This is a genomic window from Branchiibius cervicis, assembly GCF_042661605.1.
In the GTDB taxonomy this organism is placed as follows: domain Bacteria; phylum Actinomycetota; class Actinomycetes; order Actinomycetales; family Dermatophilaceae; genus Branchiibius; species Branchiibius cervicis.
The window spans coordinates 826,144-851,728 of the sequence record NZ_JBHSWJ010000002.1; the positions used below are offsets into that span (position 1 = coordinate 826,144).

Genomic DNA, 25,585 nt, shown 5'->3' on the forward strand with positions numbered 1-25,585 from the left:
GGCGCTGCGTGGGGATAGGACCTGCGGCACAATCATCTGCGCTATGGGTCGCAGGCGCCAGGCGCGCGAGATGGTGCTCTATCTCCTGATTCCGGCAGCAGGGTTCCTGTCGCCGCTGCTCGTCATCCCCGCCGTCACCGCCCGGTTCGGCGCCTCAGGCTGGACCGCAATGGCGTTGGCCCAGTCGCTCGGCGGCGCCATTGCCGTCGCGACGGAGATGGGTTGGGGAGTGGTCGGCCCTCAGCGAGTGGCGGGGATGTCCCGGCACGATGCCGACGAGCAGTACCGGCTCTCACTGACGTCGCGACCCATCACTGTCATCCCCGGAGTGATCCTGGCCAGTGCCCTGACCTGGCTGCTGGTTGGTGACTACGCCGGTCCGGCAGCGGTGCTGGCGGGAGCGGCGGCGGCACAGGCGATGACACCGCAGTGGTACTTCGTGGGCGTCGGCCGGCCGGTGGCAGTGTTGTGGTCGGAATCGCTGCCGAGGATCGTGATCTCAGTCGTCGCTGCGGTGGCTATCTCACACGGCGCTCCGTTCATTGCTTACAGCCTGCTGATGTGGCTGTCCATGCCGGCCACGCTGGTCATTGCCGGACGCATCATCGGTCCGAGCTCGCGACTGACCAGAGCGGACTGGCTGGCCGGTCCTGCTGCGGCGCGCGGGCAGCTGATCATGGGGTCCGGCCGGGCCATCAGCGCCATCTACACCGGCCTGCCCGTCACGCTGGTTCAACTGGTCGCCCCCGGATCAACGGCGGTTTTCGCGGCAACCGAGCGACTGATGCGGATGGGCGTCCTCGTGTTGTACTCGGTGCCCGCGCGGTTGCAGAGCTGGATCGGCGGTGCCCCCGCCGTTGAGCGCGCGCACCGAATCCGGACCGCCCAGCGACTCTGCCTGCTGATGGGCGTGGTCAGCGGTCTGCTCTACGCCGCACTGGCCCCCAGCGTCAGCCGACTGATGTTCTCCGGCGCGGTGGACATCCCGTACCCGGTCGCCGCATGGTCGGGACTGCTTCTGGCCATCATCTGCACCTCGATGGGTCTGGGATTGAGCATGGTCGCGACCGGGCAAGCCAACTACCTGACCGCCGCGATCGTTCCGGCGGCCGTCATTGTCTTGTCGACCATTGGTTTCGCGGCGCTGCGATTCGGCCCCAGCGGGGCTGTCGCAATCGAAGCAGCTGCGGAGGCGGTCGGGGTCGTGATTCAGTGGTGCTGGCTGCGGCGCTCGGCCCGGCGCGCACCCTCTGCTGTGGAAACCCGATACTGAGGCGCCGCAAGCGGAGTTCAACCCCCTACGATGCGTCCATGTCCTTCGCAACTTACCGATTCGTAGGGATTCGTTCAGTCCGAGGCTGGTTAGCTCCTCACGCCCTCGACGTCCTCGCGATGGTGCTGGACGGAGAACCCGCGGATGGCGGTGGCGTGGCGGAGATCGGCGTTCACCACGGAAAGCTCTTCATCGCACTGCAACTGTTGTCGCCCACGGGTCCATCCCTGGCAGTGGATGTCTTCGGTGCTCAGGATCTCAACATCGATCGGTCGGGTTCGGGGGACCGCGAACGGTTCGTCGCGAACGTGAAGCGGTGGGGCATGCCGCAGACCCTCGTTGTCCGTGAGGCTGATTCCACCACGATCACCCGCGACCAACTCGCTGCCGATTTACCTGCGGGAGCTCGCCTGTTCAGTGTCGACGGTGGCCACACCAAAGAGATCGTGCATTCGGACCTGAAGTTGGCCGAGGCGGCGTGCACGGAGCGCGGTATCGTCATCGCCGACGACGTGTTCAACGGCTCGTGGCCCGGAGTCGCCGAGGGGACTCTTTCCTATCTGGCCGATGGTTCCGGCCTTCGTCCATTTGCGATCGCCTTCAACAAGGTGCTGCTCGCGCGGGAGCCCGCCGCCCAGGAGTACTACGCAAGGCTGCTCGAGCGCGCCACCCCGCGACGGCGGTGGTTGGTGCGTGAGCAGGAGTTTGTGTCCTCTCCGGTGGTCTCCATTGCTACACGTCCCAAGAACATGCGAGGCCTTGCCGAACGCAGCGCACTCATCACGAAGGCGTATCAAAGGCTTAGCTAGTCCTTCCGCCGGGAGTCGATTCGGGCGTGATCCGCAGAAGGGTCGAGGGCTGGTCCCTCCAAGGGGTCAACGCATTGGCGTCAACCAGGATCCATGCCGCATCACCCGTGCGACCTCAAGGGTTTCGTCCAACTCCACCAGGTCGGCAAAGTTGCCGGGCGCGAGCGAACCCACCCTCTCCAGCCCCAGGTGTTCCGCCGGCCTCGAGGTCGCGGCGGGTAGCACGACGTCCAGCGGCAACCCGACGACGGAAACGCAGAACTGCACTGCTCGAGCCATTGTCAGGGTCGAACCGGCGATCGTGCCGTCGGCCAGTCGCGCGACCCCGTCGCGCACGAAGACATCGAGCGGGCCGAGGCGGTAGTCCCCATCGGCGCTCGCTGCCGCCGCCATCGCGTCGGTGACCAGCACGAACCGTTCCTGCGCGACGTCGGCGGCGATGCGGATCGTGGCCGGGTGCAGGTGCACCCCGTCGCAGATCAACTCCACGACCGCATCCGAATCCAGCAGCGCGCCAACGGCACCCGGTGCGCGGTGGTTCAGCGGAGTCATCGCATTGAACAGGTGGGTGCCTGCCGTCGCCCCGGACGTCAGTGCCAGAGCTGCCTGCTCGTACGTCGCGTCGGTGTGTCCGACGGCGGCGACGACCCCCGAGGACGCCAGGTGCGCGACGGCTTCCAAACCACCGGGCAGTTCGGGGGCGACCGTGACCATCCGGATCGCTGTGTCGCCGAGTTCAAGAACCCGCGAAATACGTTGCGGTGTGGGGTTTTCCAGCAGCGTCGGGTCGTGCGCTCCGCGATGCAGCGGTGACAGCCACGGACCTTCCAGATGGATGCCCGCAAGGCGTCCGTCGCTCGTGAGCAACGCCAGCTCGCGCACCGCCCGGTCCATGTCCTCGTGGGACATCGTGACCAGCGAAGCGATCATCGAGGTCGTGCCGTGGGCCAGGTGCGCGGACGTGACCGTCTCGGCAGCCTCCGCTGTGCCGGCGTCGAAGGAGGCGCCGCCGCCACCGTGCACGTGGGTGTCCACGAAGCCGGGCACGAGTGTGCCGGTGAGGGGTACGTCGACCCGGCCGGCCGGCGTACCCTCACCGATCGCGACGATCGAGTCGCCGGAGACCTCGACCCACCCCGGCGCGAGGGTCCGCGCCGGGGTGAGCACCTGCGGTGCGGTGATGATCACGCGCTGGTGTCTGCTTCCGCCATCGAGGCTTCGTCGTCGTCCTCGCGACCAGGGGTCTTCAGGTTCATCTTGCGGATGACGAAGCGGAACAGGAAGTAGTACACGACTGCGTAGCCCAGGCCGATGGGTATCAACAGCAGCGGCTTCGTTGCGATGTTGAAGTTGAGCACGTAGTCGAAAAGTCCTGCGCTGAAAGAGAACCCGTCCTTGATGCCCAACGCGTTGACCAGTGCCAACGAAGTACCGGTCAGGACAGCGTGGATGACGTAGAGCGGCCACGCGACGAACATGAAGGCGAACTCCAGCGGCTCGGTGACACCGGTGAGGAAGGCGGTCAGCGCGACCGAGAGCATGACGCCACCGACGGCCTTCTTGTGCTTGAACTTGGCCTCCTGGTAGATCGCCAGGGCGGCGGCCGGGAGGGCGAACATCATGATCGGGAAGAAGCCGGTCATGAAGGCACCTGCCGTCGGGTCGCCGGACAGGAACCGCGCGATGTCACCGTGGACCGGCTGGCCGCCGGCGGGGGTGTAGGTGCCGAAGATGAACCACGGCGGGTTGTTGAGGATGTGGTGCAGGCCCAGCGGGATGAGCAACCGGTTCGCGGTGCCGTAGACGAATCCGCCGATGACGTCGTTGTGCGCTACCCAGTTGCCCAGGTCGGTGAGGCCGGTGTTGAACGGCTGGTAGATGAAGGACATCAGCACCGAGATGATCAGCATCGCGAACGCCGTAATGATCGGCACGAACCGCCGTCCGCCGAAGAACGCGAGATACGGAGGCAGTTTGATCCGGTGGTACTTCTGCCATAGGAAGGCCGAGACCAGACCCGCGATGATGCCGCCGAGCACACCGAAATTGATCAGGTCCTGGGTGGCTCCCTCTTTGGGTTCGCCGAGGATGTAGGGCGACATCGCATCGCCGACACTCTTGAAGACCAGGTAGCCCACGACAGCGGCCAAAGCCGTTGAGCCGTCGGCCTTTTTGGCCATGCCGATGGCGATACCGACGGCGAACAGCAGCGGCAGGTTGTTGAACAGGGCGCTACCGGCAGCGCCGACGACCGCCGCCACCTTGTCCCAGCCCAGACCGTCCTTGCCGAGGAGGTCGGGCTGGCCGAGGCGCAGCATCAGACCGGCCACCGGCAAAGCGGCGATCGGCAGCATCAGACTGCGGCCGAACTTCTGGATGGGGGCCAGGTTGAAGCGTTTCTTGTTGGTGGCGGGTGGCGAACTCGCCGGCACGTCTGCGGTACTCATCAGTGCTCCTTCGGGGTGGGTTGGGGTTGGTCGAGGCTCATGTGGATCGAGTAGCGGTCGCCGCGGTAGCGGGATACGACGTACTCGACGGGGACGCCGCGTGCCGTGCTGAGACGCTGGAATACCAGCAGGGCGGCGTTGGCGGGGGTCTTCAGGCGACGCGCGGTCTGTGGATCGGCGGTTTCGCCCCACAGGGTCTGCTCGGCGCGGTCGATCACCAGGCCGTACTCCTGGGCGAGCACCTTGTACAGCGACCCGGTCAGATCGCGTTGGTCGAGATCGGGCAACAGATGGGCCGGGTACCAGCCATCCTCCAAGGCGATGGGCACCTCATCGGCGAACCGGATGCGCTCGAGCCGCCAGGCACGGCCCCGGCGCGGCAGTTCGAGTTGTTGGGCGACTTCCGGCGGGGGAGTGCCGATTTCGAGAGTGAGGATGGCTGTCGAGGGTGCGAATCCGCGTCGGGCCATGTCCTGGCTGAACGAGGCCAGGTGCAGGTCGGACTCCAACCGGGGCCGTGCGACGAACGTGCCCTTTCCATGGATGCGGTGCAGCAATCCGTCCGCGGTCAGGCTCTCGATGGCGCGGCGCACGGTCGCCCGGGACACGCCGTACCGGCGCATCAACTCCCGCTCGGAGGGAAGGGCGTCGTCCGGCTGGAGCTCGCGAGTGGCCATGACCGTGAGGGCTTCGCGCAGCTGCGCGTATTTCGGCTCCGGCCCGTCGGTGATGTGGCGTATGGGCACGGAATCCTCCCTCTCCTGACGCTGGTCTCAGGCGGTGTTGAACTGGTACGGTCTGGTCCGGACCAGTTCGCATATCATGCTGCGAGCGACGGAATGCGTCAAGGAACGATCGGAGGCCACCTGACGTGGAAGATGTGCGAGAGACACAGATGGGGCGGGAGATCGCTCAACAGCCGCAGGCGGTTCGGGACACGCTGGATGCGCTCATCCCGCTGCGGGACCGAATTGCTGCGACGTATGCCGGGCGCCGGCAGGTGCTCTTCGTAGCCCGGGGCAGCAGTGACAACGCCGCCATCTACGGTCGCTACCTGCTGGAGACCCACTCCGGTGTGCTGGCCGGCCTCGTGTCGCCGAGTGTGGCCACCCACTACGGCGCCAAGCTCGACCTGTCCGATGCGCTGGTGGTGAGCGTCTCCCAGTCGGGACAGACCGAGGAGATCGTGCAGACCCAGCAGTGGGCCAAGGATTGCGGTGCGGCGACGATCGCCGTGGCCAACGTGCCGGACTCACCGTTGCTGGCCGCCGCCGACCTCGGTCTGCTGACGCAGGCCGGCCCGGAGCTTGCCGTTCCGGCTACCAAGACCTACGTCTCCCAGACGGTGGCCATGGCGGTGCTGGGCACCGCGCTATCAGGCGACCCATCGGCGTACGACGATGAGCTGGCGACCATCCCCGATGAGATCCAGCGGTTGCTGGCCGAGCGGGCCGGGGTCCCCGAAGCCGTTGCGGCACTGAGGGACTCGGCGTACGCCGTGGTCAGCGGTAGGGGGTTGCTGATGGGCACGGCGCTGGAGACGGCGCTCAAACTGGAGGAGACCTGCCTACGCCCGGTGCGCGGCTACTCCTACGCCGATCTGCGGCACGGTCCGATCTCGGTGGTGACCGGCGGTATGTCGGCGGTGCTGGTGTCCGCTGCCGACGGTCCGATGAGTACGCCGATGATCGAGTTGGCGCAGGACCTGGACGCCCGCGGTGCGACGACCGTCGGTATCGGAGGCAACGCGCAATTCGCCGACGCCGTCGACGTAGCGGTCGCGGGCCCGCGGTTGACCGAAGCGCTTTCGCCGATCGCATCGATCGTTCCGGCCCAGTTGATCGTGGAGTCGCTGGCCCTGTCGCTGGGGCTGGATCCGGACAATCCGCGAGGTCTGGCCAAAGTGACCGCCACGGATCCAGACTGATCCCCACTACGAACCCGGGATTTGACCGAGAAGGAGCACATCATGGGAAAAGCTGAAGACATCCTGGCCGGCCTCGGTGGCGCCGACAACATCGTCGAGATCGAGCCGTGCATCACGCGTCTGCGCACGGAGGTCGAGGACGGTTCGCTGGTCGACGAAGCCGCGCTGAAGGCGGCTGGAGCGCACGGGGTCGTCGTGTCCGGCAACGTCGTGCAGGTCGTCGTCGGGCCGGAGGCCGACACCCTGGCCGACGACATCGAGGACCTGATGTGAAGCTGCTCGCACCCTGCGCGGGTCGGGTCATTCCCATCACCGAGGTCGAGGACCCCGTCTTCGCCGGCGAGATGGTGGGGCCGGGCGTGGCCATCGAGCCGCTCCTCGAGCCGGCCACGGTGGTATCACCGATCGCCGGAAAGGTCGTCAAGGTCCATCCCCACGCGTTCGTGGTCCTGAACGAGCAGGACAAGCTCGGGGTTCTCGTCCACCTCGGGATCAACACGGTGAAGCTGGAGGGAAAGGGCTTCGAAGTGCTGGCGGCCCAGGGTGACTACGTCGAAGCGGGGGATCAGATGGTCCGGTGGAACCCGGCCGACATCACCGGCGAGGGCGAGACGGCAGGTATGTTGCGCACCGTCCCCGTCGTCCTGCTGGACCGACCGGCCGGTTCGGTGGATGCGGGTCCGGCGCGCGAGGTGCACGCCGGGGACACGTTGTTCGACTCAGGTGGCGAGTGAGGCCTGCAGGGACAGGTACTGCTCGTACGTCGGCAACAGCCCCGATGACTCGGCCTCGCTGAGCGTCGGGGCCGCCGCGTCTTTGGGCGACAGGAGCGGCTCGATGTCTTCGGGGAAGGTGAGGGCCAGCCGCGGATCCAGCGGGTGGACACCGTGCTCGCGTTCGGGGTTATAGGCGGCAGTGCACAGGTAGACGGCGGTCGTGTCGTCCTCGAGAGCGCAGAAGGCATGCCCGAGGCCCTCACCGACGTACACCGCCCGGCGGTCGACGGTGTCCAGCTGCACGGCGGCCCATTGACCGAACGTCGGCGAGCCCGTGCGGATGTCGACGATGTAGTCGATCAGGGAGCCGGACACCGCGGTGACGTACTTGGCCTGCCCGGGGGCAGGTCGGCGAAGTGGATCCCGCGCACGGTGCCGCGGCCGGACACCGAGATGTTGGTTTGCACGATGTCCGGGCGATGGCCGAGGTGCTCGCCGAGCAGGTCGCCCCGGAATCCCTCGAGGAAGACGCCTCGATCGTCGGGGAATTGTCGCGGGGTGACGACGAAGGCACCCTCGATCGGCAGTGGTTCGAACTTCACGATCGCACCACTTCGTATTCCTCTTCCAGTAGTTGCAGCAGGTACTGGCCGTACCCACTCTTGACCAGCGGTCGCGCGAGGTCGGCCAACTGCTCGTCGGACAACCAGCCGTTGCGCCAGCAGACTTCTTCGACGCAGCCGATCTTGTCGCCCTGGCGTTCCTCGATCGCCTGCACGAACTGGGCGGCTGCCATCATGCCCTGGAATGTCCCGGTGTCGAACCACGCGGTGCCGCGCGGAAGCACAGTGACGGTCAGATCGCCGCGCTGCAGGTAGGTCTCGTTGACACCGGTGATCTCCAGTTCGCCGCGTTCCGAAGGCCGAAGAGACTTGGCGATCGAGACCACGTCGTTGTCATAGAAGTACAGTCCGGGCACCGCGTACCGGCTGCGCGGCTCGGCCGGCTTTTCCTCGATCGAGAGCACCTTGCCGTCCGGGTCGAACTCCACCACGCCGTACGCCGAGGGGTCGGCCACCCGGTAGGCGAAGATGTTGCCGCCCGTGACGGAACGGTTTGCCGTCAACGCCGTACCCAGGCCGGGGCCATAGAAGATGTTGTCGCCCAGCACCAGGGCCACGCTGTCGGACCCGATGAAGTCCTCGCCGATGAGGAACGCCTGGCCGAGACCGTCGGGCGAGGCCTGCACCGCGTACTGCAGGTCGATACCCCACTCGGCCCCGTCGCCGAGCAGTCGGCGGAACTGGTCGGCGTCGTGCGGCGTGGTGATGACCAGCACTTCGCGGATCCCCGCGGTCAGCAGCGTGGACAGCGGGTAGTAGATCATCGGTTTGTCGTAGATCGGCATGAGCTGCTTGCTGATGCCGCGGGTGATCGGGTGCAGTCGCGTCCCCGAACCACCGGCCAGGATGATCCCTTTCATGGCCCCGAGCCTACGGGTACGGCGAGTGGTCGATGAGCGCTTCAGCTGGCCGTGGCATGCCGCTGAGCGCCCACCGGGGTGGGGATGTTGCGTGCGAACGCCCGTGACGCGGGCTGCGGGGCCACCAGGTGGCTGGCGTCGTTGACCAGGTTCCACCAATTAGTGGCGTACCGCTCACTGGTGAAGCGAGTCTCGAAGGTCGAGCGTGCGGCCGCGCTGGCGCGAGTCACTTCGGCCCGGTCGATGCGCTTGAGTAGATCGGCCAGGGCAGCGGCGTCGCCGGGCGGGAAGAACCAACCGTCGTGCTCAGCGGTGACGATGTCCAGCAGGCCGCCGGCGGCGGAAGCAAGAACCGGTCGTGATCGGGCGAACGCCTCGATGGCGACCAATCCGAACGGCTCCGGCTGCTCCGAGGGCACGATCATGACATCGGCACGCTCCAGGTAGGGGGAGATGTCCTCGACCTCGCCGACGATCTCGATGGTGTCGGGATGGTCGACCTGCGCAGCCAGAGCCCGCACGTCGGTGGCTACACCGCTCGGCGGGGCTGCGCCGAGCACGATGAGGCGGGCGTCAGACACATGACGCCAGGCCTCCAGAAGCGTGCCGTGGCCTTTCCAGGCGTTCCATCGGCTCGCGACGAGATAGGTCAAACCGCCGCTGCGCTCGTCCAGCGGCTGGGACCGTCCCGGATCGCTGGTGCCGTTGGGCACGATGGCCGTGCGGCTGCGAAGTGCGTCCGGCAGGCTGTCGACGACCGCGTTGGAGATCGCAAGGAGCTGATCGCAGCCGCGGGCCAGCGGGCCGAGGATCCGGCGGTCAGTGCCACTCCAGATCTCGTGGACGTGACCGATGACGTGGGGCACCTGTGCGAGTTGTGCGGCGGGCGCGGCGAGGAAGGTGGCGCTGGTCGTGCAGTAGACAACGTCCGGCTGGTGGGCGCGCAGGCGACGTACCAGACTGACGCTGCGGCCGCCGAGGCCCAGAAAACCGGTCGGGGTCTGATAGGCGCGTCGCATGATGGGCAGCGGAAGGTGACGCACGGTCACCCCGAGCTGTTCCAGGCGGTGACACAACGGAAAGCTTCCGTGCTCAAGATCGTCGGGTAGCCACACCTCGACGTCGACGCCTGCCGGAATCGCAAGGATCTGATCGAGCAGGACGCGGTCCGCGCCGTACAACTCATCGGAGGAGTGAATGAACAGCAGTCGCCGCCGTTGTGTGGACATGTGTGTTTTGAGCTCCTAATACCTGCGAGCGACCCCGATGTCAACCCAACGGAAGGTAAATAAAACGTCTAGGGAAGGCTAGCAGTTCGTCACGGAATTGCATGCTGAACGCCAGATTTCCGTAAGGTTGGCTTTCCGCTTGGTTCCTAGGAGACGGTGAGAGGCCTTCCAGAGACGATGTCCACCATGGAGAATCGGCAGCAGGCTGTGCAGCGGCTCGCGTCAGCCCAGAAGAGTGCCCGAGGTGCCGGTGGCTACTCGCGCTGGGTCAACCGCCCGGTCGGGCGCCAGTTGGCGGCTCTGGCCTATGTGTGGGGGTGGACGCCGAACAGGGTGACGGCGCTCAGTGCGCTGTGTAGTGCGGCCGGGATCCTGGTTTTGGCGTTGGTGCATCCCGGAATTGGCATGGCCGTGGCGGTAGCGGTGCTTTTGGCGTTGGGTTACGCGCTGGATTCCGCTGACGGGCAACTGGCCCGTCTGCGCGGCGGCGGATCGGCCGGCGGTGAGTGGCTGGACCACGTGGTGGACGCCGTTAAGGTCTCGAGCCTGCATGCCGCCGTACTGATCTCGTGGTATCGGTTCTTCGACCTGCCTCGCGAAGCGCTGCTACTGGTGCCCTTGGTGTTCGGTGTGGTGCAGGCCTCGTCGTACTTCGCTCTCACGCTCACCGATCAACTGCGTAGGGTGACGGCTGCAAAAGCTGGACAGTCGGCGGTAGCGACGCCGCTGGTGAACCCTCATGAGCATGCGCCGGTCCTCGCATCGCTGCTGGTGTTGCCTGTCGACTACGGACTACTTTGCGTAGTCATGTTGCTACTCGCTGCACCGCCAGTATTCGTGGTCGTGTACACCCTGGTGATGCTGGCCAACCTTGCTTACTTCTTGCTTGGGTGTGCCCGGTGGTACCGAGAAATGTCCGCTCTGTAGGACGGCTATTCGCCGGCGAGCCGGGAGTGCAATGCCTGGCGCAGCATGGTGCTCGAGGTGACCATGGTGTAAGGCAGGTAGACCACCTGAACGCCCACGCTGGCGAAGTCCGCTTCGAGCTTGCGGCCCTTGTCGGTTCCTCGCCAGTCGTCGCCCTTGATGATGACGTCGAACTTCAGCCGCTCCCACATCTGCAACTTCTCCGGGACGTCTTCGACAACGGCCTCGTCGACGTAGCGAATGCTTTGGACGATTTCGAGTCGCTCGATCAACGGCACGACGGGGGTTTTGCCCTTGGCAGTCAGCGATCGCTCGTCGCTGACGACGCCAGCGATGAGGTAGTCGCAGCTGAGCCTGGCGTTCCGCAGCACGTTGAGATGTCCGATGTGGAACATGTCGAACACGCCGGGTAGGTATCCCACGAGCGGTTTGGTCATTGTCGTCGACCTCACTAGTCGATCCGCGCGGCGACGACGACGCGCTTTCCTTTAGAGTTTCTTGACCTGGAGTTTACTCACCTTAGGTCTACTTGTTCCAGCTGTCTGATGCGCCGCTGAGGTAGGGGCCGACTTGTTTGGTGCCGGTGGTGGCGCCGATGGTGGTGGCGATGGTGGCGGGGAGGGGGATAGCGGCGGCGTTGCCTGCGGTGGTGGGGCTGGTGGTAGGGGGTTGACCTGGGTGTTGCGCCAGGTGGTGTTCTTGGCGGTGGCCAGGGCTGCTGGGGTGGTGTATTTGGTGACGGTGACGTTGTCGGAGCCGCCCCAGCCGACCATGGTGGGGGTGGGTGCGAATTGGTTGCCGTTGATGGTGAGGTTCATTTTGTCGGCGGGGATTTTTGTTTCTTTGTCCAGGGCGTAGACCTGGAACAGTCCCTGGCTGGCGCCGAAGGTGTTGTTGGCTACGGTGATGTTGCGGGTCAGCCAGGGGTTGGTGGGGTCACCGGCGGGGTATCGGGGGTCGTGTCCGGGGTCGTCGGGGTTGGCTTGGCGTCGGTGGTCTTGGGACATGAATACTCCGCCGACGGTGTAGTTGGCGAAGGAGTTGTTGTAGACCTGTACGTTGCCGGTGTTGTAGATGTACAGCGCTTGCTTGCCGCCGGTGATCGCGTTATTCGCGAAGATCCCGGTGTCGGAGAGTTCGAGTTCGGCTCCGACGGTGTTTCCGGTGAACCGGCTGTCGACAACGGTGAAGCCGACGACTGCCTCGTCGAACCAGAGGCCGTTGGCTTGATTGGCAGTGAACTCGCTGTTTTCGACGGTGACTCCGCGGGTTCGCCCGATCTTCATGCCTGCGGCGGAGGGTGAAGGGTTGAATTGTTGGGCATTGTTGCCTTGGGCAAGGCAGTCGCGCACGATCAAGCCGTCGGCGTTGTTGCCGTGGATCCCGGTCATGCCGTTATTCGTGGAGCTGATGCGTTCAAGGAGGACCTTGCTGGTGATGATGCTCAGGCCTTGCGTGGAGTTCTCGGTGATGACCAGGTCACGTAGGGAGGAACCGGTTCCTTGGATTCGGACTGTTCCCAATTGGTCCAGCGTTGTGGCGTAACGGCGTACGCCGAAGCCCTGGAGTTTCACAGACGGTGCGAGACTGATGATGGCTTGCTGCAGGTCACTGGCGCGGACGGAGTGCCCGGAGGGGTTGGTGCCCAGAACAAGTTGTTTAGTGGTGTAGTCCACGAAAAAGGTGCCGGGTACGACTTGTGCTTTGGTGGCAACTTGGCGTTGCTGGACGTCGTCGATCCATACTGCGTCGGGCCAAGCAGCCATGGGGTTTTGTGATCCGACGAACGGAGACTGACCGCTCGGATACTGGCCGCTGATAAAGCTCGCGTTGTGGCTGAACAGGGCGGTCCAGTTCGAGCGAACGTAGACGCTGCCTTGCTGGGCCCAGCCGGTGACTGCGCTGGTGCCATCGAACCAGACCGTCTCATGGGGATAGGCCTGGATAGTGACCCCGTTTTTCGCAGCAGGGATGGTCACCGACTCGTGGTAGGTGCCGGCACGTAGCACGATGGTCTGGCCAGCGGTCGCCCGGTTGACGGCCGCAGTCACTGTCCGTAAAGGCGCTGCGACCAGGCCAGAGGCTTGGTCATTGCCACCAGGCGAGACGAACAACGCGCCCGCCGGAGCTGCATACGCCGCCGACCCCACCGAAACCGACCCCGTGTACGAGGAGTCACTGGTCCGTGGGAGCATCACCAGCATCAGTGTGCAGATGGCCGCGCCGAGAACTGCGGCGGCGACCGTCTTGGTCGGAAAGCCCATGGGTTGCGAACCCGACACCGGCCATTGCCCCCTCGACGTTCAACCTGATCCACCGCGTGTCTGGTCGATCCTGCCATCGCCAGGCACCGCTTGTCCGGGGTTTGCGTCAGGCCGGCTGCACAAGCAGGTCGTTGTAGGTGAAGGTCACCGCGCCACTGTTCGCAGCGCTGGACACATACGACTGAAGGCCCACTGATCCCGGTGACTGAAGGGCTGGTGTGTTGTCCGTCGTCGAGAGCTGCGGCGAGCGTGGCTCGGCGCCTGAGGTAGACCACACTGAGCCGCTGAGAGTGGCACCGTTAAGCACGAATCTCGCTCGCAGAGCGCTTCCGCCTGTGTAGTTGACACCATTGACAGCGACCGTCTGCAGAGCCGTCTCTGAATTGGCGACGAGCTTTGAGACCTGAAGGCGGATGGTGCCAGCGCTGCCAAAAATCAGCTTGAGCCGGTAATCACCGCTGGTCGTGTGTCGGCCTATGAGCGTGGCGTAGTACCCGCTACCACTGGACTGCCTGGGAACGGTGACCTCCAGCGAATAGTTGATGTCCTTGGCCGAAACCCCAGGCAGGTAGGAGGCACTTCCGTTGCCTGGTCCGGTGGCAGTCATCGCGCCGACCGAACCGTTTGTTGCGAACTGCGTGTTCACTCCCGACAACGTCCACGCGCCGCCCTTGTCGGCATTGCCCCATCCGCTCTTGGTCACCCGAGTGAACGTGTCTTTCGCGATGACGACGGGAGCCACAGTTTGTTCGGATGCGCCGCTGAGGTAGGGGCCGACTTGTTTGGTGCCGGTGGTGGCGCCGATGGTGGTGGCGATGGTGGCGGGGAGGGGGATAGCGGCGGCGTTGCCTGCGGTGGTGGGGCTGGTGGTAGGGGGTTGACCTGGGTGTTGCGCCAGGTGGTGTTCTTGGCGGTGGCCAGGGCTGCTGGGGTGGTGTATTTGGTGACGGTGACGTTGTCGGAGCCGCCCCAGCCGACCATGGTGGGGGTGGGTGCGAATTGGTTGCCGTTGATGGTGAGGTTCATTTTGTCGGCGGGGATTTTTGTTTCTTTGTCCAGGGCGTAGACCTGGAACAGTCCCTGGCTGGCGCCGAAGGTGTTGTTGGCTACGGTGATGTTGCGGGTCAGCCAGGGGTTGGTGGGGTCACCGGCGGGGTATCGGGGGTCGTGTCCGGGGTCGTCGGGGTTGGCTTGGCGTCGGTGGTCTTGGGACATGAATACTCCGCCGACGGTGTAGTTGGCGAAGGAGTTGTTGTAGACCTGTACGTTGCCGGTGTTGTAGATGTACAGCGCTTGCTTGCCGCCGGTGATCGCGTTATTCGCGAAGATCCCGGTGTCGGAGAGTTCGAGTTCGGCTCCGACGGTGTTTCCGGTGAACCGGCTGTCGACAACGGTGAAGCCGACGACTGCCTCGTCGAACCAGAGGCCGTTGGCTTGATTGGCAGTGAACTCGCTGTTTTCGACGGTGACTCCGCGGGTTCGCCCGATCTTCATGCCTGCGGCGGAGGGTGAAGGGTTGAATTGTTGGGCATTGTTGCCTTGGGCAAGGCAGTCGCGCACGATCAAGCCGTCGGCGTTGTTGCCGTGGATCCCGGTCATGCCGTTATTCGTGGAGCTGATGCGTTCAAGGAGGACCTTGCTGGTGATGATGCTCAGGCCTTGCGTGGAGTTCTCGGTGATGACCAGGTCACGTAGGGAGGAACCGGTTCCTTGGATTCGGACTGTTCCCAATTGGTCCAGCGTTGTGGCGTAACGGCGTACGCCGAAGCCCTGGAGTTTCACAGACGGTGCGAGACTGATGATGGCTTGCTGCAGGTCACTGGCGCGGACGGAGTGCCCGGAGGGGTTGGTGCCCAGAACAAGTTGTTTAGTGGTGTAGTCCACGAAAAAGGTGCCGGGTACGACTTGTGCTTTGGTGGCAACTTGGCGTTGCTGGACGTCGTCGATCCATACTGCGTCGGGCCAAGCAGCCATGGGGTTTTGTGATCCGACGAACGGAGACTGACCGCTCGGATACTGGCCGCTGATAAAGCTCGCGTTGTGGCTGAACAGGGCGGTCCAGTTCGAGCGAACGTAGACGCTGCCTTGCTGGGCCCAGCCGGTGACTGCGCTGGTGCCATCGAACCAGACCGTCTCATGGGGATAGGCCTGGATAGTGACCCCGTTTTTCGCAGCAGGGATGGTCACCGACTCGTGGTAGGTGCCGGCACGTAGCACGATGGTCTGGCCAGCGGTCGCCCGGTTGACGGCCGCAGTCACTGTCCGTAAAGGCGCTGCGACCAGGCCAGAGGCTTGGTCATTGCCACCAGGCGAGACGAACAACGCGCCCGCCGGAGCTGCATACGCCGCCGACCCCACCGAAACCGACCCGGCAGTGCCCGCCGAATCCAAGGTTGCTTCCGCTGGCGGTACGACCAATGGTGAGAAGGGTGCCAACATCATGAACAGCACCATTGCAAGGAGCCTTCGTGCTCGCGCACGTGCAGTTGAGCGGGAAGGGGCGGCCGGCGTCGCGGTCAAGACAATCGTTCTTTCCTCGGGGAAACCCGGCCGGCGCATCCTACGACCGACCGTTCGCGGAAGCTCATCCCCCGAGATGAATTGCTGTTGTGCCCGCGGTGGTTTGCCCAGGCTAGTAGACCCGACGGGGCCGATTGTGAGGAGCGGCCTGTGTGATGTTCGACGCACACCAATGCCTCGTAGGTGGTCGGGCGCGGCTATGCGCTCTCGCACGGTCAGCAGTCACTGCCTGCGACGTTCCGACCCAAACGTGAATGCGCGGCCGGATATACCGGCCGCGCATTCAGCGGGGTGTTTATCTACAGGTACTAACCTAGTTGGGTTTGACGGACAGGTTGTCGTAACTGAACATCACTGGCGCGTTGGTTACTGAGCCTGACAGATAAGACTGCAGCGCGATGGAGCCGGCCGGCTGCAGCGCCGCAGTGGAATCGCTGGCGGTCAGTTGCGGTGACGTCGGCTCGGTGCCCGTCGCTTTCCATACTGTCCCAGTCAAAGCAGAGCCCTTGATGGTGAACCGGATGCGCAGCACGTCTCCACCGGTGTAGGTCAAACCGGCCACCGACACTGTCTTGATCGATGTCTCCGTGCCGGACACGACCTTGGTCAACAGCAGCTGAACCGAGCCCGTGCTCTGGTACAGCAGCTTCAGCCGGTACTCGCCGGTGCTCGTGTGGCGTCCCATAAGAGTTATGTAATAACCGCCGCCGGTTGCCACCGTGGGCACCGAAGTATCCAAGACCCAGTTGATGTCGGCCGCGGACACCCCGTTCAAGTAGGCAGTCTGACCATTTCCGGGACCCGTCGCGGTCATAGTGCCGATGTTGCCGTTGGTGGCGAACTTGGATGCAGTTCCGGACAACGTCCAGGCACCGCCCTTGTCCGCCGTTCCCCAACCATTCGTGGTGGTCCGCGTGAACGTGTCCGTGGCGATGTCGGCGGGAACCGCGCTCACGGTGAGCTGCCGCGACGTCGACGCCGAGTTCCCATGCCCGTCGTTCACTGTGAGCTTCACGGTGTAGGTGCCCGCCGTCCCGTACGTGTAGTTCGGGTTAGCGGCCGTGCTCGTACCCGACCCGTCTCCGAAGTCCCACGCGTACGTGAGCGAGTCGTTCTCCGGGTCACTGGAAGCCGAGGAATCGAACGCCACGGCCAACTGGTTCGCCGTGGCCTTGAACGAGGCCGTCGGCGGCTGGTTGGCGATGGTGACGGCGTGGGTGACCGAGGTCTTCGCGCCGTCGTTGTCGGTTGCCGTGAGCGTGACCTGGTACGTACCGCTGCGGGTGTAGGTGTACGACGGGTTCGCCGACGTGCTCGTTCCCGAACCATCCCCGAAGTCCCAGGACAGACCGGCCACTGTTCCATCCGCGTCGGTTGTTCCGGCCGACGAGAACGTGGCAACGAGGCCACTCACACTCGAAGACCAGACGACCGTCGGCGGTTGGTTGGCTCCGCCCACCGTGACCGTTTTGGTCAGGGCGTTGGTGCCACCGTCGTTGTCGGTGACGGTCAGCGTGACGTTGTAGCTGCCGGCCGACGTGTAGGTGTGGTTGGGCTTGGCGGTGGTGGCGTGGGTGCTTCCGTCTCCGAAGTCCCAGTCGTAGGAAGCCACGGTGCCGTCGCTGTCGCTCGACCCCGTGCCGTCGAAGCTCGCGACGTTGTGCGCCACGCTGGAGGTGAACGCCGCTGTCGGGGGCTGGTTCACCACCGTCACCGAGTGCGTGACCGAACCGGTCGCACCATCGTTGTCGGTGACGGTCAGCGTGACGTTGTAGCTGCCGGCCGACGTGTAGGTGTGGTTGGGCTTGGCGGTGGTGGCGTGGGTGCTGCCGTCTCCGAAGTCCCAGTCGTAGGAAGCTACGGTGCCGTCGCTGTCGCTCGACCCCGTGCCGTCGAAGGACGCCACGCGGCCGGCCACGCTCGAGGTGAACGCTGCTGCCGGTGCCTGGTTGGAGCCGCCGACGGTGATCGACTTGGTCACCGAGTTCGTCGCGCCCTGGTTGTCGGTGACGGTCAGCGTGACGTTGTAGCTGCCGGCCGACGTGTAGGTGTGGTTGGGCTTGGCGGTGGTGGCGTGGGTGCTGCCGTCTCCGAAGTCCCAGTCGTAGGAAGCTACGGTGCCGTCGCTGTCGCTCGAACCCGAGCCGTCGAAGCTCGCGACGTTGTGCGCCACGCTGGAGGTGAACGCCGCTACGGGGGGCACGTTCGCCGGCGGTGCGGCCACCGTCACAGCGTGGGTGGTGGCGGTGGAAGCCGTACCCGAGCTGTCCTTGACCGTCAGCGTGATCGTGTAGCTCCCGCCCGCACTGTAGGTGTGGGACGTCGTCGGGGTGGTGGTGGTCACCGGCTGCGAGCCGTCTCCGAAGTCCCAGACGTAGGACGCTACCGAGTCACCGGTGTCGGGATCCGAGGATGCCGAGCCGTCGACAGAAGCTGTCAGACCGCTGGCCGTCGCCGTGAAGGAAGCCGTCGGGGCGTGGTTCACGGTGGCCGCGTTGTAATGAGCAGCGATCTGCCGCGGGCTCAACTCGCTGCTGTAGAAAGCAGCCTCATCGATGGTGCCGGCGAAGTAGTTGCTGCCGGCCCAGGAGGAGTCACCCCCGACGCGCCAGTATCCGTTGTAGGCCTGCTGGCTCGTCTGCGCGTTCGTAGCGACCACAACACCGTCGACATACAGGGTCATCCCGTCCGAACCCTGGGTCGCGACGACGTAGTGCCAGTTCCCGTCGTTGTAGGCCGCGCTGCTGGTAGCCAAGTTGGTTTGGCCGGTCCAGGTGCCGAAGACGAGCTGGCCCGAGGGCAGCATGTAGACGTGGCGGTCGTAGTTGCCACTGTTACCGGTCTGCTGGTCGCCGAAGCCCATGATCTTGCCACCGGCAGTGGTGGTGGTCTTGAACCATGACTCCTCGGTGTACGTCGAAGGACCGACGACCGGGCCGGCGGAGCCCAACGTGCCACTCGAACCATCGAACGTGACGCCAGAACCGCCGCCGGTGGGGGAGCCAGCGGCGCCCTGAGTGTAGCCGCCGCTGTACAGGCCGTCGTTCCCGTTGCCGGAGACGTCCGTCGCCTTGGTGGTTGTGTCCGTCATTCGGTAGTAGACATCCGGTTGATCGTTGAACACAGCCTTGCCGTAGGCGTCGGCCGGCGCGGTGACGGTCGGGACCGTGCGACCACTGTCGGTGTAGTGCTGCTGGATCTGCGTCGGAGTCAGCGCGGTCGGATAGATGGCCGCCTCGTCGATGGCGCCGGCGAAGTAGCCGTTGCTGCTACCCGGCCAGCCACCGAGGTTGTCGCCACCGAGACGCCAGTAGCCCGAGAAGGGCTGGCCGGCGGTCGCCGTGGTGTTGGTACCGACCTTCTTGCCGTCCAGGTACAGGACCATTCCTGCAGACGACAGCGATGCGACCGCGTAGTGCCATTTGCCGTCGTTGTAGGTCTTCGGTGAGGTCACCGTCGACACCGCGTTGTTATACACACCGAAGACCACTTGACCACTTGGGGTCATGTAGAGATGACGGTCGTAGCTACTGCTGTTGCCCGTGTTCGAGCTGCCGAAGCCGAGGATCTTTCCGCCGCTGGTACTCGTCGTTTGGAACCAGACCTCGGAGGTGAACAGGTTCGGTCCGACGACCGGCGTCTGTGTTGAGGCGAACGAGCTGCTTGATCCGGCGAAGCTGTAGGCCGTGTTGCTGTCGTTCAACAGAGCGCCCGCCGCGCCCTGGGTTGCACCGCTGGCGGTCATGGGCGAGGAGCCAGCAATGTCCGTAGCGGTCGTGCCGCTGGTCTCGCCCAAGCGCCAGTAGTTGGATGCGCCGTCGTTCAGGACATCCATTAGGTAAGCACTGGTGGCCAGATTGGTCGGCATCGTGACAGAAACGGTTTGAGAGTAGTTGGCGTTTCCGTCTGCATCCGTGGCTTTGACGTAGTAGTTGTACGTCTGGCCGGCGGTGAGACCGGTGTCCATGAAGCTGATGGTCGGCGTGTTCCAGAATTGCGACGTAGCCGTGGTCGTGTAGACGACCTTGCCTCCGCGAACCACGGAGTAGGTCAGGTTGGAATTGTCGCGATCCCAGTTAGCCGGGATTGACACACGGCCTACGGTGTTGGACAACGCTGTCACCGTAGGGACCCAATTTGTTCCGCCAAGCCGGGGGCCCTGCTTGTTGGTGGACTTGGAGGGCACGGCAAATCGACCTAGACCGGCCTGGGCTCCGCCGTTGATGGTGGGGAACTCGCCCCCGACCACAACGTAGTTTGAGTTGCCGTTGATTGCCCAAGCGGCCTGGCTTTGGCCCGACAGTGTCCCCACAGCGATGTCCGGGAACCAGTTGATCAGCGACGGCGAGGCGGTTCCGTACCAGTCGTGGTAGCCCATCGTGTCGTGGGCGATCGTTCCGGTCGCTTGCTTGGTGAACGCCAGCGCGTGGCGCATGTTGGTCGACCAGGGGTCGCTCTGCGGGAAGCCGCCGATATTGGCGCAGTAGTGGGCGTGGCTCACCGTATAGACGGCCGCATCGTTGGCAAACACCCCGTAGGTGTCACCGTGGCAGTCCTCCACCCAGTTGATAGCACCAGTGTTGCCGTCAGCAGAGAACGTTCCTTCGAGATTGCCGTACCCGTAGTAGTTGTAAGCCGTGCCGTAGACATTCGAGCCGTCGGTGCTCAGGCTGTAGATCGCCGCGCCACCCTGAGAGGTCACACCCCAGGCGGTCACGGTGTCAGTCGCTGCCCAGTACACCCGAGCACCGGTGGTCGGGTCCAGGGCTCCCAAGCCGGTCGCGCTTTGGCCGCCAATCTGGTCGAACGAGCCGCCCACGATGACCAGGCTCTTGCTCGGGTTCATCGTCATCGAGTAGACCTTGGCGTCTGCGCCCGGATTCCAGGGCAGAAGTGCGCCGGTGGTCGCGGACACCGCGGCAACCCGGCTGCGCGCCGTGTTATTGACCGTCGAGAAGATCCCACCGAAGTAGACCGCTGAGTTGGTAACAGCCAGAGAGGTCACCTGGGAATCCGCTGTGACGTTGAACGAGGAGATGAGAGCACCGGTGGCCGGATCAAGTGCGGCGATCCGATTGGCGGTTCGGCCGCCGATCGTCGTAAAGCTGCCCGCCACGTAAAGTCGGCTGCCATCGGGAGACAGCGCCATGGCAAGGATTTGGCCGTTGGCGTTGGGGTTCCAGGAGGTCATAACGCCAGTGCTGATGGAGTAGGCCATCAGATTGTTCCGGGAAGTTTCATTCGTGCCGGCAGCCGCGCCTGCTGGTCGCGCACTGGTGAACTTGCCGCCGACGAACACTGTGTCCCCTGAGACCGCCTGCGCCCAGGCGATCCCGTTGATCTGGGCCGTGGGAAGTGAGTCGGCGGTGACCAAGCCCGTGGGACGGTCGGCGATCGGAGACGTATCAGCGCGGGCCGCCGTTAACGGCGTGAGCAGCGCAGCCACCAGGATTGCCACGGTCAGCGCCGCGATACGCGCGAGAGTGCGTCGGACGGTGTGACTGGAAGAGCTAGCAGACTTGGTTGCAGGTCCGGGGACACCGAACGAACGAAGCACGAGGGCCCCCTGGTTCAAGGAAGAGTAAAGACAGCGCATGGCAATGGTAAGGAGTTGCCAAGGGCGAGTTTAGGACGTCGCGTGGGCCGATCCGACCAAATTGGCGAAATTGGTGGAAAGTGATTGGGCCAGTTCCTTGAACGGCGACCGGAAGGACGATATAGGGAGGTGTTGCGGCGCCGAGCCCGTCGTGCAACACCGTGCTTCGGGCAGAAAGATCAGGCCTTCGATCCGGTGAAGGTCACCGCTGGGGCAACCGGGGAGTAGCTGACGGTCACCAGGAGGGCGCCGTGGGTTTGGTCGACCCGGAACACATAGACCGCCGTGGCAGACTCGCCGGACTTCACGGAACCTTTGAAGGGTCTTGCGGGAGGTCCGTCAGCCGGATCCCCAGGGGTCTTTGCCGCACCGATGGCGAGGTTGACCACCGCGGAACTGAGGTCGATCGGCGCTGAAGATGCGTTCTTGATGGTGATCGTTAGCGCTAAGCCCGGCCCCTTGGTCTGACCGGCACCAGTGCCCGACGCGGTGACGTCAGCAATTTTGTCGATCTGGCCGGTCACCTTGCCGTCGAATGTAGCGACGCTGGTGATCGGTACGGTCGGGCCGCTGGCAGGCTGCGTGCCAGATGGCGCCGGCACGCTGGTCGGCTCGCTAGATGGCGAGGTGCTCGTCGGGGAAGCCGTCGGCCCTGAGGTGCCCCCAACGTTCGTTGCCGGGTCCCCGCTCGACGTGCTCGAGGTCGGGTTTGAAACGGTCGCTGCCGGGGACGTCGGCGAGGAGGTGCCGTCGCCACCCGACGAGCAAGCGGCTAAGCCGCTGAGGGCCACTGCAATGACTCCCGCCAGCACGGCCTCATACGACGAGCGACGGTGGCGGAACGTGCGCAGAACCATGAACGCAACTGTAAGCGGCGAGCGACACGCTTACCGTCCGTTTACTTCTTTCTGGAACCGGTCTTCGACGCTTCCGCGAGGGAGTCGTCAGTCTTCACGGAAGATCCCATCGTGGACGGCGAGGCTGCAGATTGGTAGGAGTAGTAGCTTCGATCCCGGCGGGTACGCGGGACCTGGTTCAGGATCCAGCCCAGGCATTGCGCCCTCACTGCGTTGACAGCGGCCGTCGCCTCCTCGACCTGGGCGCGTTTGGTCACTCCGTGACGGGCTACCAGAATCACCCCATCCGATTTACTGGCAACCACAGCGCCGTCGGTCACCGGGAGCACCGGCGGGGTGTCCACGATGACGATGTCGAAGCGCTCCGACATCTCATTGAGCAACGTGCTCATGTGCCTACTGTCCAGCAGCTCGACGGGGTTGGGCGGCACGGTGCCCGACGGGATCACCCACAAGTGGGGCTGCTTCTCGATGATCACATCGTCGAGTTCGACCCGGTTGGCCAGGATGTCAGAAAGCCCGACCGTGCCATCGAGATCCAGGTAGCGCGCAACCTGTCCACGGCGAAGGTCGGCGTCTACGAGCAGAACCTGTTGTCCGCCCTCAGAGAATGCTGCTGCAAGATCAATAGACATGGTCGTCTTGCCGTCGCCGCTGACGGCTGACGAGACCGCAATAACCTTGGGTGGCCGGTCGACATTGACGAACTGCAGATTAGTCCGGATCTGCCGGATCTCCTCGGCGAGCGGGTTGTAGCCGTCATCGCGCGGCATCAACGGGTTCGAGCCTCGCGACGCGAGGCTCGCCGTTCCCAGCACCGGCTGGCCCGAGACGTCTCCCAGCTGGTCCACAGCCTTGACGGACGTGTCGGTCATTTCTCGCAGCAGCGCCCACGCCAGTCCCGCCAGCAGCCCAAGAAGGAGCCCAACAGACAGATTGAGCTTGCGCTTGGGATCTGTCTGAACGGCTTCTGTCGGTCCTGTCACCACACTCAGCTCGACGGCTGGTGTTTTCGATGCGGGAGTGACGTCCAGTTCTTGGACGAGCGGACCCAACTGGGTCTGGATTCCACGTGCCAACGACTCAGCCATGCTTGGGGTGGGACCGGTGGCAGTGGCGGTGAGGAGGACGGTGTTCAGATCAGCGGTCGCCGACAGCTGAGAAGCGACGTGGTGGGGGTCGTCGCCGAGATGCTGAGCCTTGACGATTCTGCGCGCCAGCTCGTCGCTACCGACCAATTTCACGTAGGAATTGACACGGTCTGCGCCGAACTGGCTGGCGTTGAACAATTGCGATGTCGAAGAAACGGGCGTCGACACGAAAAACGTGACCCGGCTCGCATACTGGGCGGGGATGCGGGAGGTGACGATCGCCGCGAGAACGACGCCGAGGAAAGCCAGAGCAACCACTGCAAGCCAGCGCTTCCGTATACTACGGAGTACAGCTGGAAGCTTCACGAAACACCCATTCCTGGTTATGGCGGCACGTTCGACCGAGTCGGTCTCGACCGAGTCGGCGACGACACGAGCGTGGAAAATCCTGTTGATGATACCGCCCGTCAGCGCTTCGGTCGTGGTGATCCTCACCACGACCGAATCATCACAAGGCGCAGACCCGATTTCGGCCCTGGGAAGAGCTCCGTCTACTTGCTGCGGCGGCGGTTGCCTACCGGCCCTCGTCGGCCCACCCGTGAGCGCGAGCCGCTCGCCCTCGCGAGCCAGTAGGTCCAGCTAGGCGTGACCAGCGGGGAGCCACCCTTGGGGTGGGGCGCGCCGCGAGTCCATCAGCCCTCACGTTCGTTGAGACAGCTGAGAGGGCAACGTAAACTAACTGCGGTTCAGTCGGGCGTAACACAGATAATTGTATTGTGTTCGCTCCTGGTAGAGCTCAGGAAATCGAGCAGCCCACGACTCGTCAAAGAGGGGCTCTACCGTGTCGGCTCCCGTGTCGAACAGCGGTGGGAATTCAAGGTAGGTCTGTAGTCGCTGACGTAGGTACTTCGAGTCAATATCATTCGGGGCAACGCTCTTGCGTGAGTACTGCGGAATCACCGATAGTTCAGTGGCGCCGAATCGTTGAGCAATGACGCCAGCTTTACGGACAAGGCGGGCTGGAAGACTGCTGTAGCGCCTACTTGCGTCCTCGGCGGACGTTTTTCCGAAACCACTTCCCGCGAATGCCTTCTTTAGCGAGTAGAAATCGCCTTGCCGAGGGGGTAATTATCTTCGAAAATAACATGTTCGAACCCGAACCAGTAAGATTGCATCAGTCGGTTGTAGGCGTCTTGATGGTCGTCGAAGAACACCAGTGCACGAGGGCCCGCAATATCAGTCCAGTCTATCTCAGTAAAGTCTGAGTCGTGGTAATGAACTCTGGGGGAGATGTATATTCGTTTGTCGAGATAGAGATCGATAGAATGAATTTCTGCGTCCGGACACGCCTGCTCGAGCAGCCACGTGCTCTGGCCACGCCAAATGCCGCTCTCAACGATGAATTCTGGCGCAAGTCGACGAGCGATGAACCATGTTGCGAACATATGAGGAGCGCCCATGCCACCGGTATTTTGCTGCAACGGTCGCTTTGAGTACAACTCAGCGAATTCTTGAACGTCCGCGGTCATCTGCTCGCGCGTCCACGGGTTCTGACCAATCTCATTCGCCTTCACCGTCGAGAGTCTACCGGAGACGGCATGCGCGAGCTTGCGGAATGGGGAGCGCAGAAGTCTGTCGACGGTCAGCGGGCAAGGCGGCTGGCGCCGTGAGAGACTTGCCCGTGCGTTACCAGCTGAGGAGGAGTTTCTGCCCGTGTCGGACCCGAGAGTCGCGTTGGCCGACTCCAATGTGATTGCTGAACGTTTTGTGGTCGCGGTCCTGACGTATCAGCGTCCCGACGGCCTCGCCCGAGTGCTTCCTCCCGTGGTGGAACAGGTTCGGGGTGCGAGTCATAACGCCAGCGTATTGGTCATCGACAATGATCCTGGTGCGTCCGCTCGATTGGCCGTCGCTGCGTGGCCATCTCCCCTAGTGCGGTATGTGCATGAGCCGCAACCGGGCATAGCCGCCGCCCGAAATCGTGCGCTCGCCGCTGCACACGATGCCGACCTTCTGGTGTTCATCGATGATGATGAGGTTCCGGGGGAAGATTGGCTGGTAGCCCTCCTCAGGGCGTGGGATGCTTACCGTTGCGCCGCGGTCACCGGTCCCGTGGTGTCACATTTTGAAGCCCCGGTCAGCCCATGGGTTCGCGCGTCTGGGCATTTTGATCGTCGTCATCTGCCTAGCGGGGAGATTATGCGCGGTGCGGCGACGAATAACCTCCTGCTCGATTTAAGGGTGCTGCGGCGGCTGAATCTGAAGTTCAGTACCGGAACGTTTGATCTAACTCTCGGTGAGGATACGAGACTTACGTATGAGCTCGTCCGTAGAGGTGAACAGATTCGCTGGGAAGATGGCGCGGAAGTTACAGAGTTTGTCCCTGCCGATCGGGCGACCCCCATGTGGGTACGGCGTAGAATACGAAGCGCGGCGAACACGTGGG

19 protein-coding genes and 2 pseudogenes are annotated in these 25,585 nt (G+C 64.0%); 7 read left to right on the forward strand and 14 right to left on the reverse strand.

Annotated features, from left to right (window positions below; genetic code table 11):
- Positions 1-43: 43 nt before the first annotated feature.
- Together ACFQBT_RS04590 and ACFQBT_RS04595 are read left to right on the forward strand one after the other, a co-directional pair.
- Positions 44-1,273, forward strand: a complete 1,230-nt coding sequence (locus ACFQBT_RS04590) for a polysaccharide biosynthesis protein (RefSeq protein ID WP_377820733.1) — start codon at positions 44-46, stop codon at positions 1,271-1,273.
- Between the two features lie 38 nt (positions 1,274-1,311).
- The gene (locus ACFQBT_RS04595) at positions 1,312-2,082 is read left to right on the forward strand and encodes a class I SAM-dependent methyltransferase (RefSeq protein ID WP_377820735.1); all 771 of its coding nucleotides are present in this window, start codon (positions 1,312-1,314) and stop codon (positions 2,080-2,082) included.
- 66 nt (positions 2,083-2,148) lie between these two features.
- On the opposite strand, the gene nagA is transcribed toward ACFQBT_RS04595, so the two are convergent.
- Genes nagA through ACFQBT_RS04610 form a run of 3 tightly spaced genes read right to left on the reverse strand, consistent with a single transcriptional unit; the run spans position 2,149 to position 5,275 of the window.
- A complete protein-coding gene (gene nagA / locus ACFQBT_RS04600; RefSeq protein ID WP_377820736.1) occupies positions 2,149-3,270 on the reverse strand; it encodes an N-acetylglucosamine-6-phosphate deacetylase in 1,122 nt (373 codons plus the stop codon).
- Complete coding sequence (locus ACFQBT_RS04605) at positions 3,267-4,529, reverse strand: PTS transporter subunit EIIC (protein WP_377820737.1); 1,263 nt, start codon at positions 4,527-4,529, stop codon at positions 3,267-3,269. Before ACFQBT_RS04605 ends, nagA begins: the two co-directional genes overlap by 4 nt.
- Positions 4,529-5,275, reverse strand: a complete 747-nt coding sequence (locus ACFQBT_RS04610) for a GntR family transcriptional regulator (protein ID WP_377820739.1) — start codon at positions 5,273-5,275, stop codon at positions 4,529-4,531. The genes ACFQBT_RS04605 and ACFQBT_RS04610 overlap by 1 nt, the downstream gene beginning before the upstream one ends.
- Positions 5,276-5,409: 134 nt before the next feature.
- On the opposite strand from ACFQBT_RS04610, the gene ACFQBT_RS04615 reads away from it, so the two are divergent.
- The 3 genes from ACFQBT_RS04615 to ACFQBT_RS04625 are packed head-to-tail and all read left to right on the forward strand — an operon-like array spanning position 5,410 to position 7,190.
- Complete coding sequence (locus ACFQBT_RS04615; protein ID WP_377820740.1) at positions 5,410-6,456, forward strand: SIS domain-containing protein; 1,047 nt, start codon at positions 5,410-5,412, stop codon at positions 6,454-6,456.
- 42 nt (positions 6,457-6,498) lie between these two features.
- Positions 6,499-6,729, forward strand: a complete 231-nt coding sequence (locus tag ACFQBT_RS04620) for a PTS sugar transporter subunit IIB (protein ID WP_377820742.1) — start codon at positions 6,499-6,501, stop codon at positions 6,727-6,729.
- Complete coding sequence (locus ACFQBT_RS04625) at positions 6,726-7,190, forward strand: PTS sugar transporter subunit IIA (protein ID WP_377820744.1); 465 nt, start codon at positions 6,726-6,728, stop codon at positions 7,188-7,190. The genes ACFQBT_RS04620 and ACFQBT_RS04625 overlap by 4 nt, the downstream gene beginning before the upstream one ends.
- Here ACFQBT_RS04625 and ACFQBT_RS04630 read toward each other — a convergent pair.
- The 3 genes and pseudogenes from ACFQBT_RS04630 to ACFQBT_RS04640 all read right to left on the reverse strand — a co-directional run bounded on the left by ACFQBT_RS04630 (position 7,176) and on the right by ACFQBT_RS04640 (position 9,884).
- Positions 7,176-7,774 (reverse strand): annotated as a pseudogene (locus ACFQBT_RS04630) (dTDP-4-dehydrorhamnose 3,5-epimerase family protein). The gene ACFQBT_RS04625 and the pseudogene ACFQBT_RS04630 sit on opposite strands and share 15 nt — an antisense overlap.
- Positions 7,771-8,655, reverse strand: a complete 885-nt coding sequence (rfbA, locus tag ACFQBT_RS04635) for a glucose-1-phosphate thymidylyltransferase RfbA (protein WP_377820746.1) — start codon at positions 8,653-8,655, stop codon at positions 7,771-7,773. Before rfbA ends, ACFQBT_RS04630 begins: the two are co-directional and overlap by 4 nt.
- A 41-nt stretch (positions 8,656-8,696) precedes the next feature.
- Positions 8,697-9,884 (reverse strand): glycosyltransferase family 4 protein, encoded by a 1,188-nt coding sequence (locus ACFQBT_RS04640; RefSeq protein WP_377820747.1) that lies wholly within the window; start codon positions 9,882-9,884, stop codon positions 8,697-8,699.
- Between the two features lie 177 nt (positions 9,885-10,061).
- On the opposite strand from ACFQBT_RS04640, the gene ACFQBT_RS04645 reads away from it, so the two are divergent.
- Complete coding sequence (locus ACFQBT_RS04645; protein ID WP_377820748.1) at positions 10,062-10,811, forward strand: CDP-alcohol phosphatidyltransferase family protein; 750 nt, start codon at positions 10,062-10,064, stop codon at positions 10,809-10,811.
- Between the two features lie 5 nt (positions 10,812-10,816).
- Here ACFQBT_RS04645 and ACFQBT_RS04650 read toward each other — a convergent pair whose 3' ends face one another.
- From ACFQBT_RS04650 to ACFQBT_RS04685, 8 genes are all read right to left on the reverse strand, one after another.
- Complete coding sequence (locus ACFQBT_RS04650; protein WP_377820750.1) at positions 10,817-11,248, reverse strand: FAD synthase family protein; 432 nt, start codon at positions 11,246-11,248, stop codon at positions 10,817-10,819.
- A 51-nt stretch (positions 11,249-11,299) separates the two neighbouring features.
- Positions 11,300-13,075, reverse strand: a complete 1,776-nt coding sequence (locus ACFQBT_RS04655; RefSeq protein ID WP_377820751.1) for a right-handed parallel beta-helix repeat-containing protein — start codon at positions 13,073-13,075, stop codon at positions 11,300-11,302.
- Positions 13,076-13,181: 106 nt separating this feature from the next.
- Positions 13,182-13,778 (reverse strand): hypothetical protein, encoded by a 597-nt coding sequence (locus tag ACFQBT_RS04660; protein WP_377820753.1) that lies wholly within the window; start codon positions 13,776-13,778, stop codon positions 13,182-13,184.
- On the reverse strand, positions 13,775-15,517 hold the full coding sequence (locus tag ACFQBT_RS04665) for a right-handed parallel beta-helix repeat-containing protein (RefSeq protein ID WP_377820754.1): 1,743 nt from the start codon (positions 15,515-15,517) through the stop codon (positions 13,775-13,777). The genes ACFQBT_RS04660 and ACFQBT_RS04665 overlap by 4 nt, the downstream gene beginning before the upstream one ends.
- A gap of 391 nt (positions 15,518-15,908) precedes the next feature.
- A complete protein-coding gene (locus ACFQBT_RS04670) occupies positions 15,909-21,053 on the reverse strand; it encodes a PKD domain-containing protein (RefSeq protein WP_377820755.1) in 5,145 nt (1,714 codons plus the stop codon).
- 317 nt (positions 21,054-21,370) lie between these two features.
- Positions 21,371-21,715 carry a hypothetical protein gene (locus ACFQBT_RS04675; RefSeq protein ID WP_377820756.1) on the reverse strand — a complete coding sequence of 115 codons (345 nt, stop codon included), beginning with the start codon at positions 21,713-21,715 and terminating at the stop codon, positions 21,371-21,373.
- Between the two features lie 374 nt (positions 21,716-22,089).
- The gene (locus ACFQBT_RS04680; protein WP_377820757.1) at positions 22,090-23,637 is read right to left on the reverse strand and encodes a tyrosine-protein kinase domain-containing protein; all 1,548 of its coding nucleotides are present in this window, start codon (positions 23,635-23,637) and stop codon (positions 22,090-22,092) included.
- Between the two features lie 596 nt (positions 23,638-24,233).
- Positions 24,234-24,713 (reverse strand): hypothetical protein, encoded by a 480-nt coding sequence (locus ACFQBT_RS04685; RefSeq protein WP_377820758.1) that lies wholly within the window; start codon positions 24,711-24,713, stop codon positions 24,234-24,236.
- Between the two features lie 193 nt (positions 24,714-24,906).
- Between ACFQBT_RS04685 and ACFQBT_RS04690 the strand changes: the two are divergent.
- Positions 24,907-25,548: pseudogene (locus ACFQBT_RS04690) on the forward strand (glycosyltransferase); the annotation flags it as partial.
- Positions 25,549-25,585: the final 37 nt, after the last annotated feature.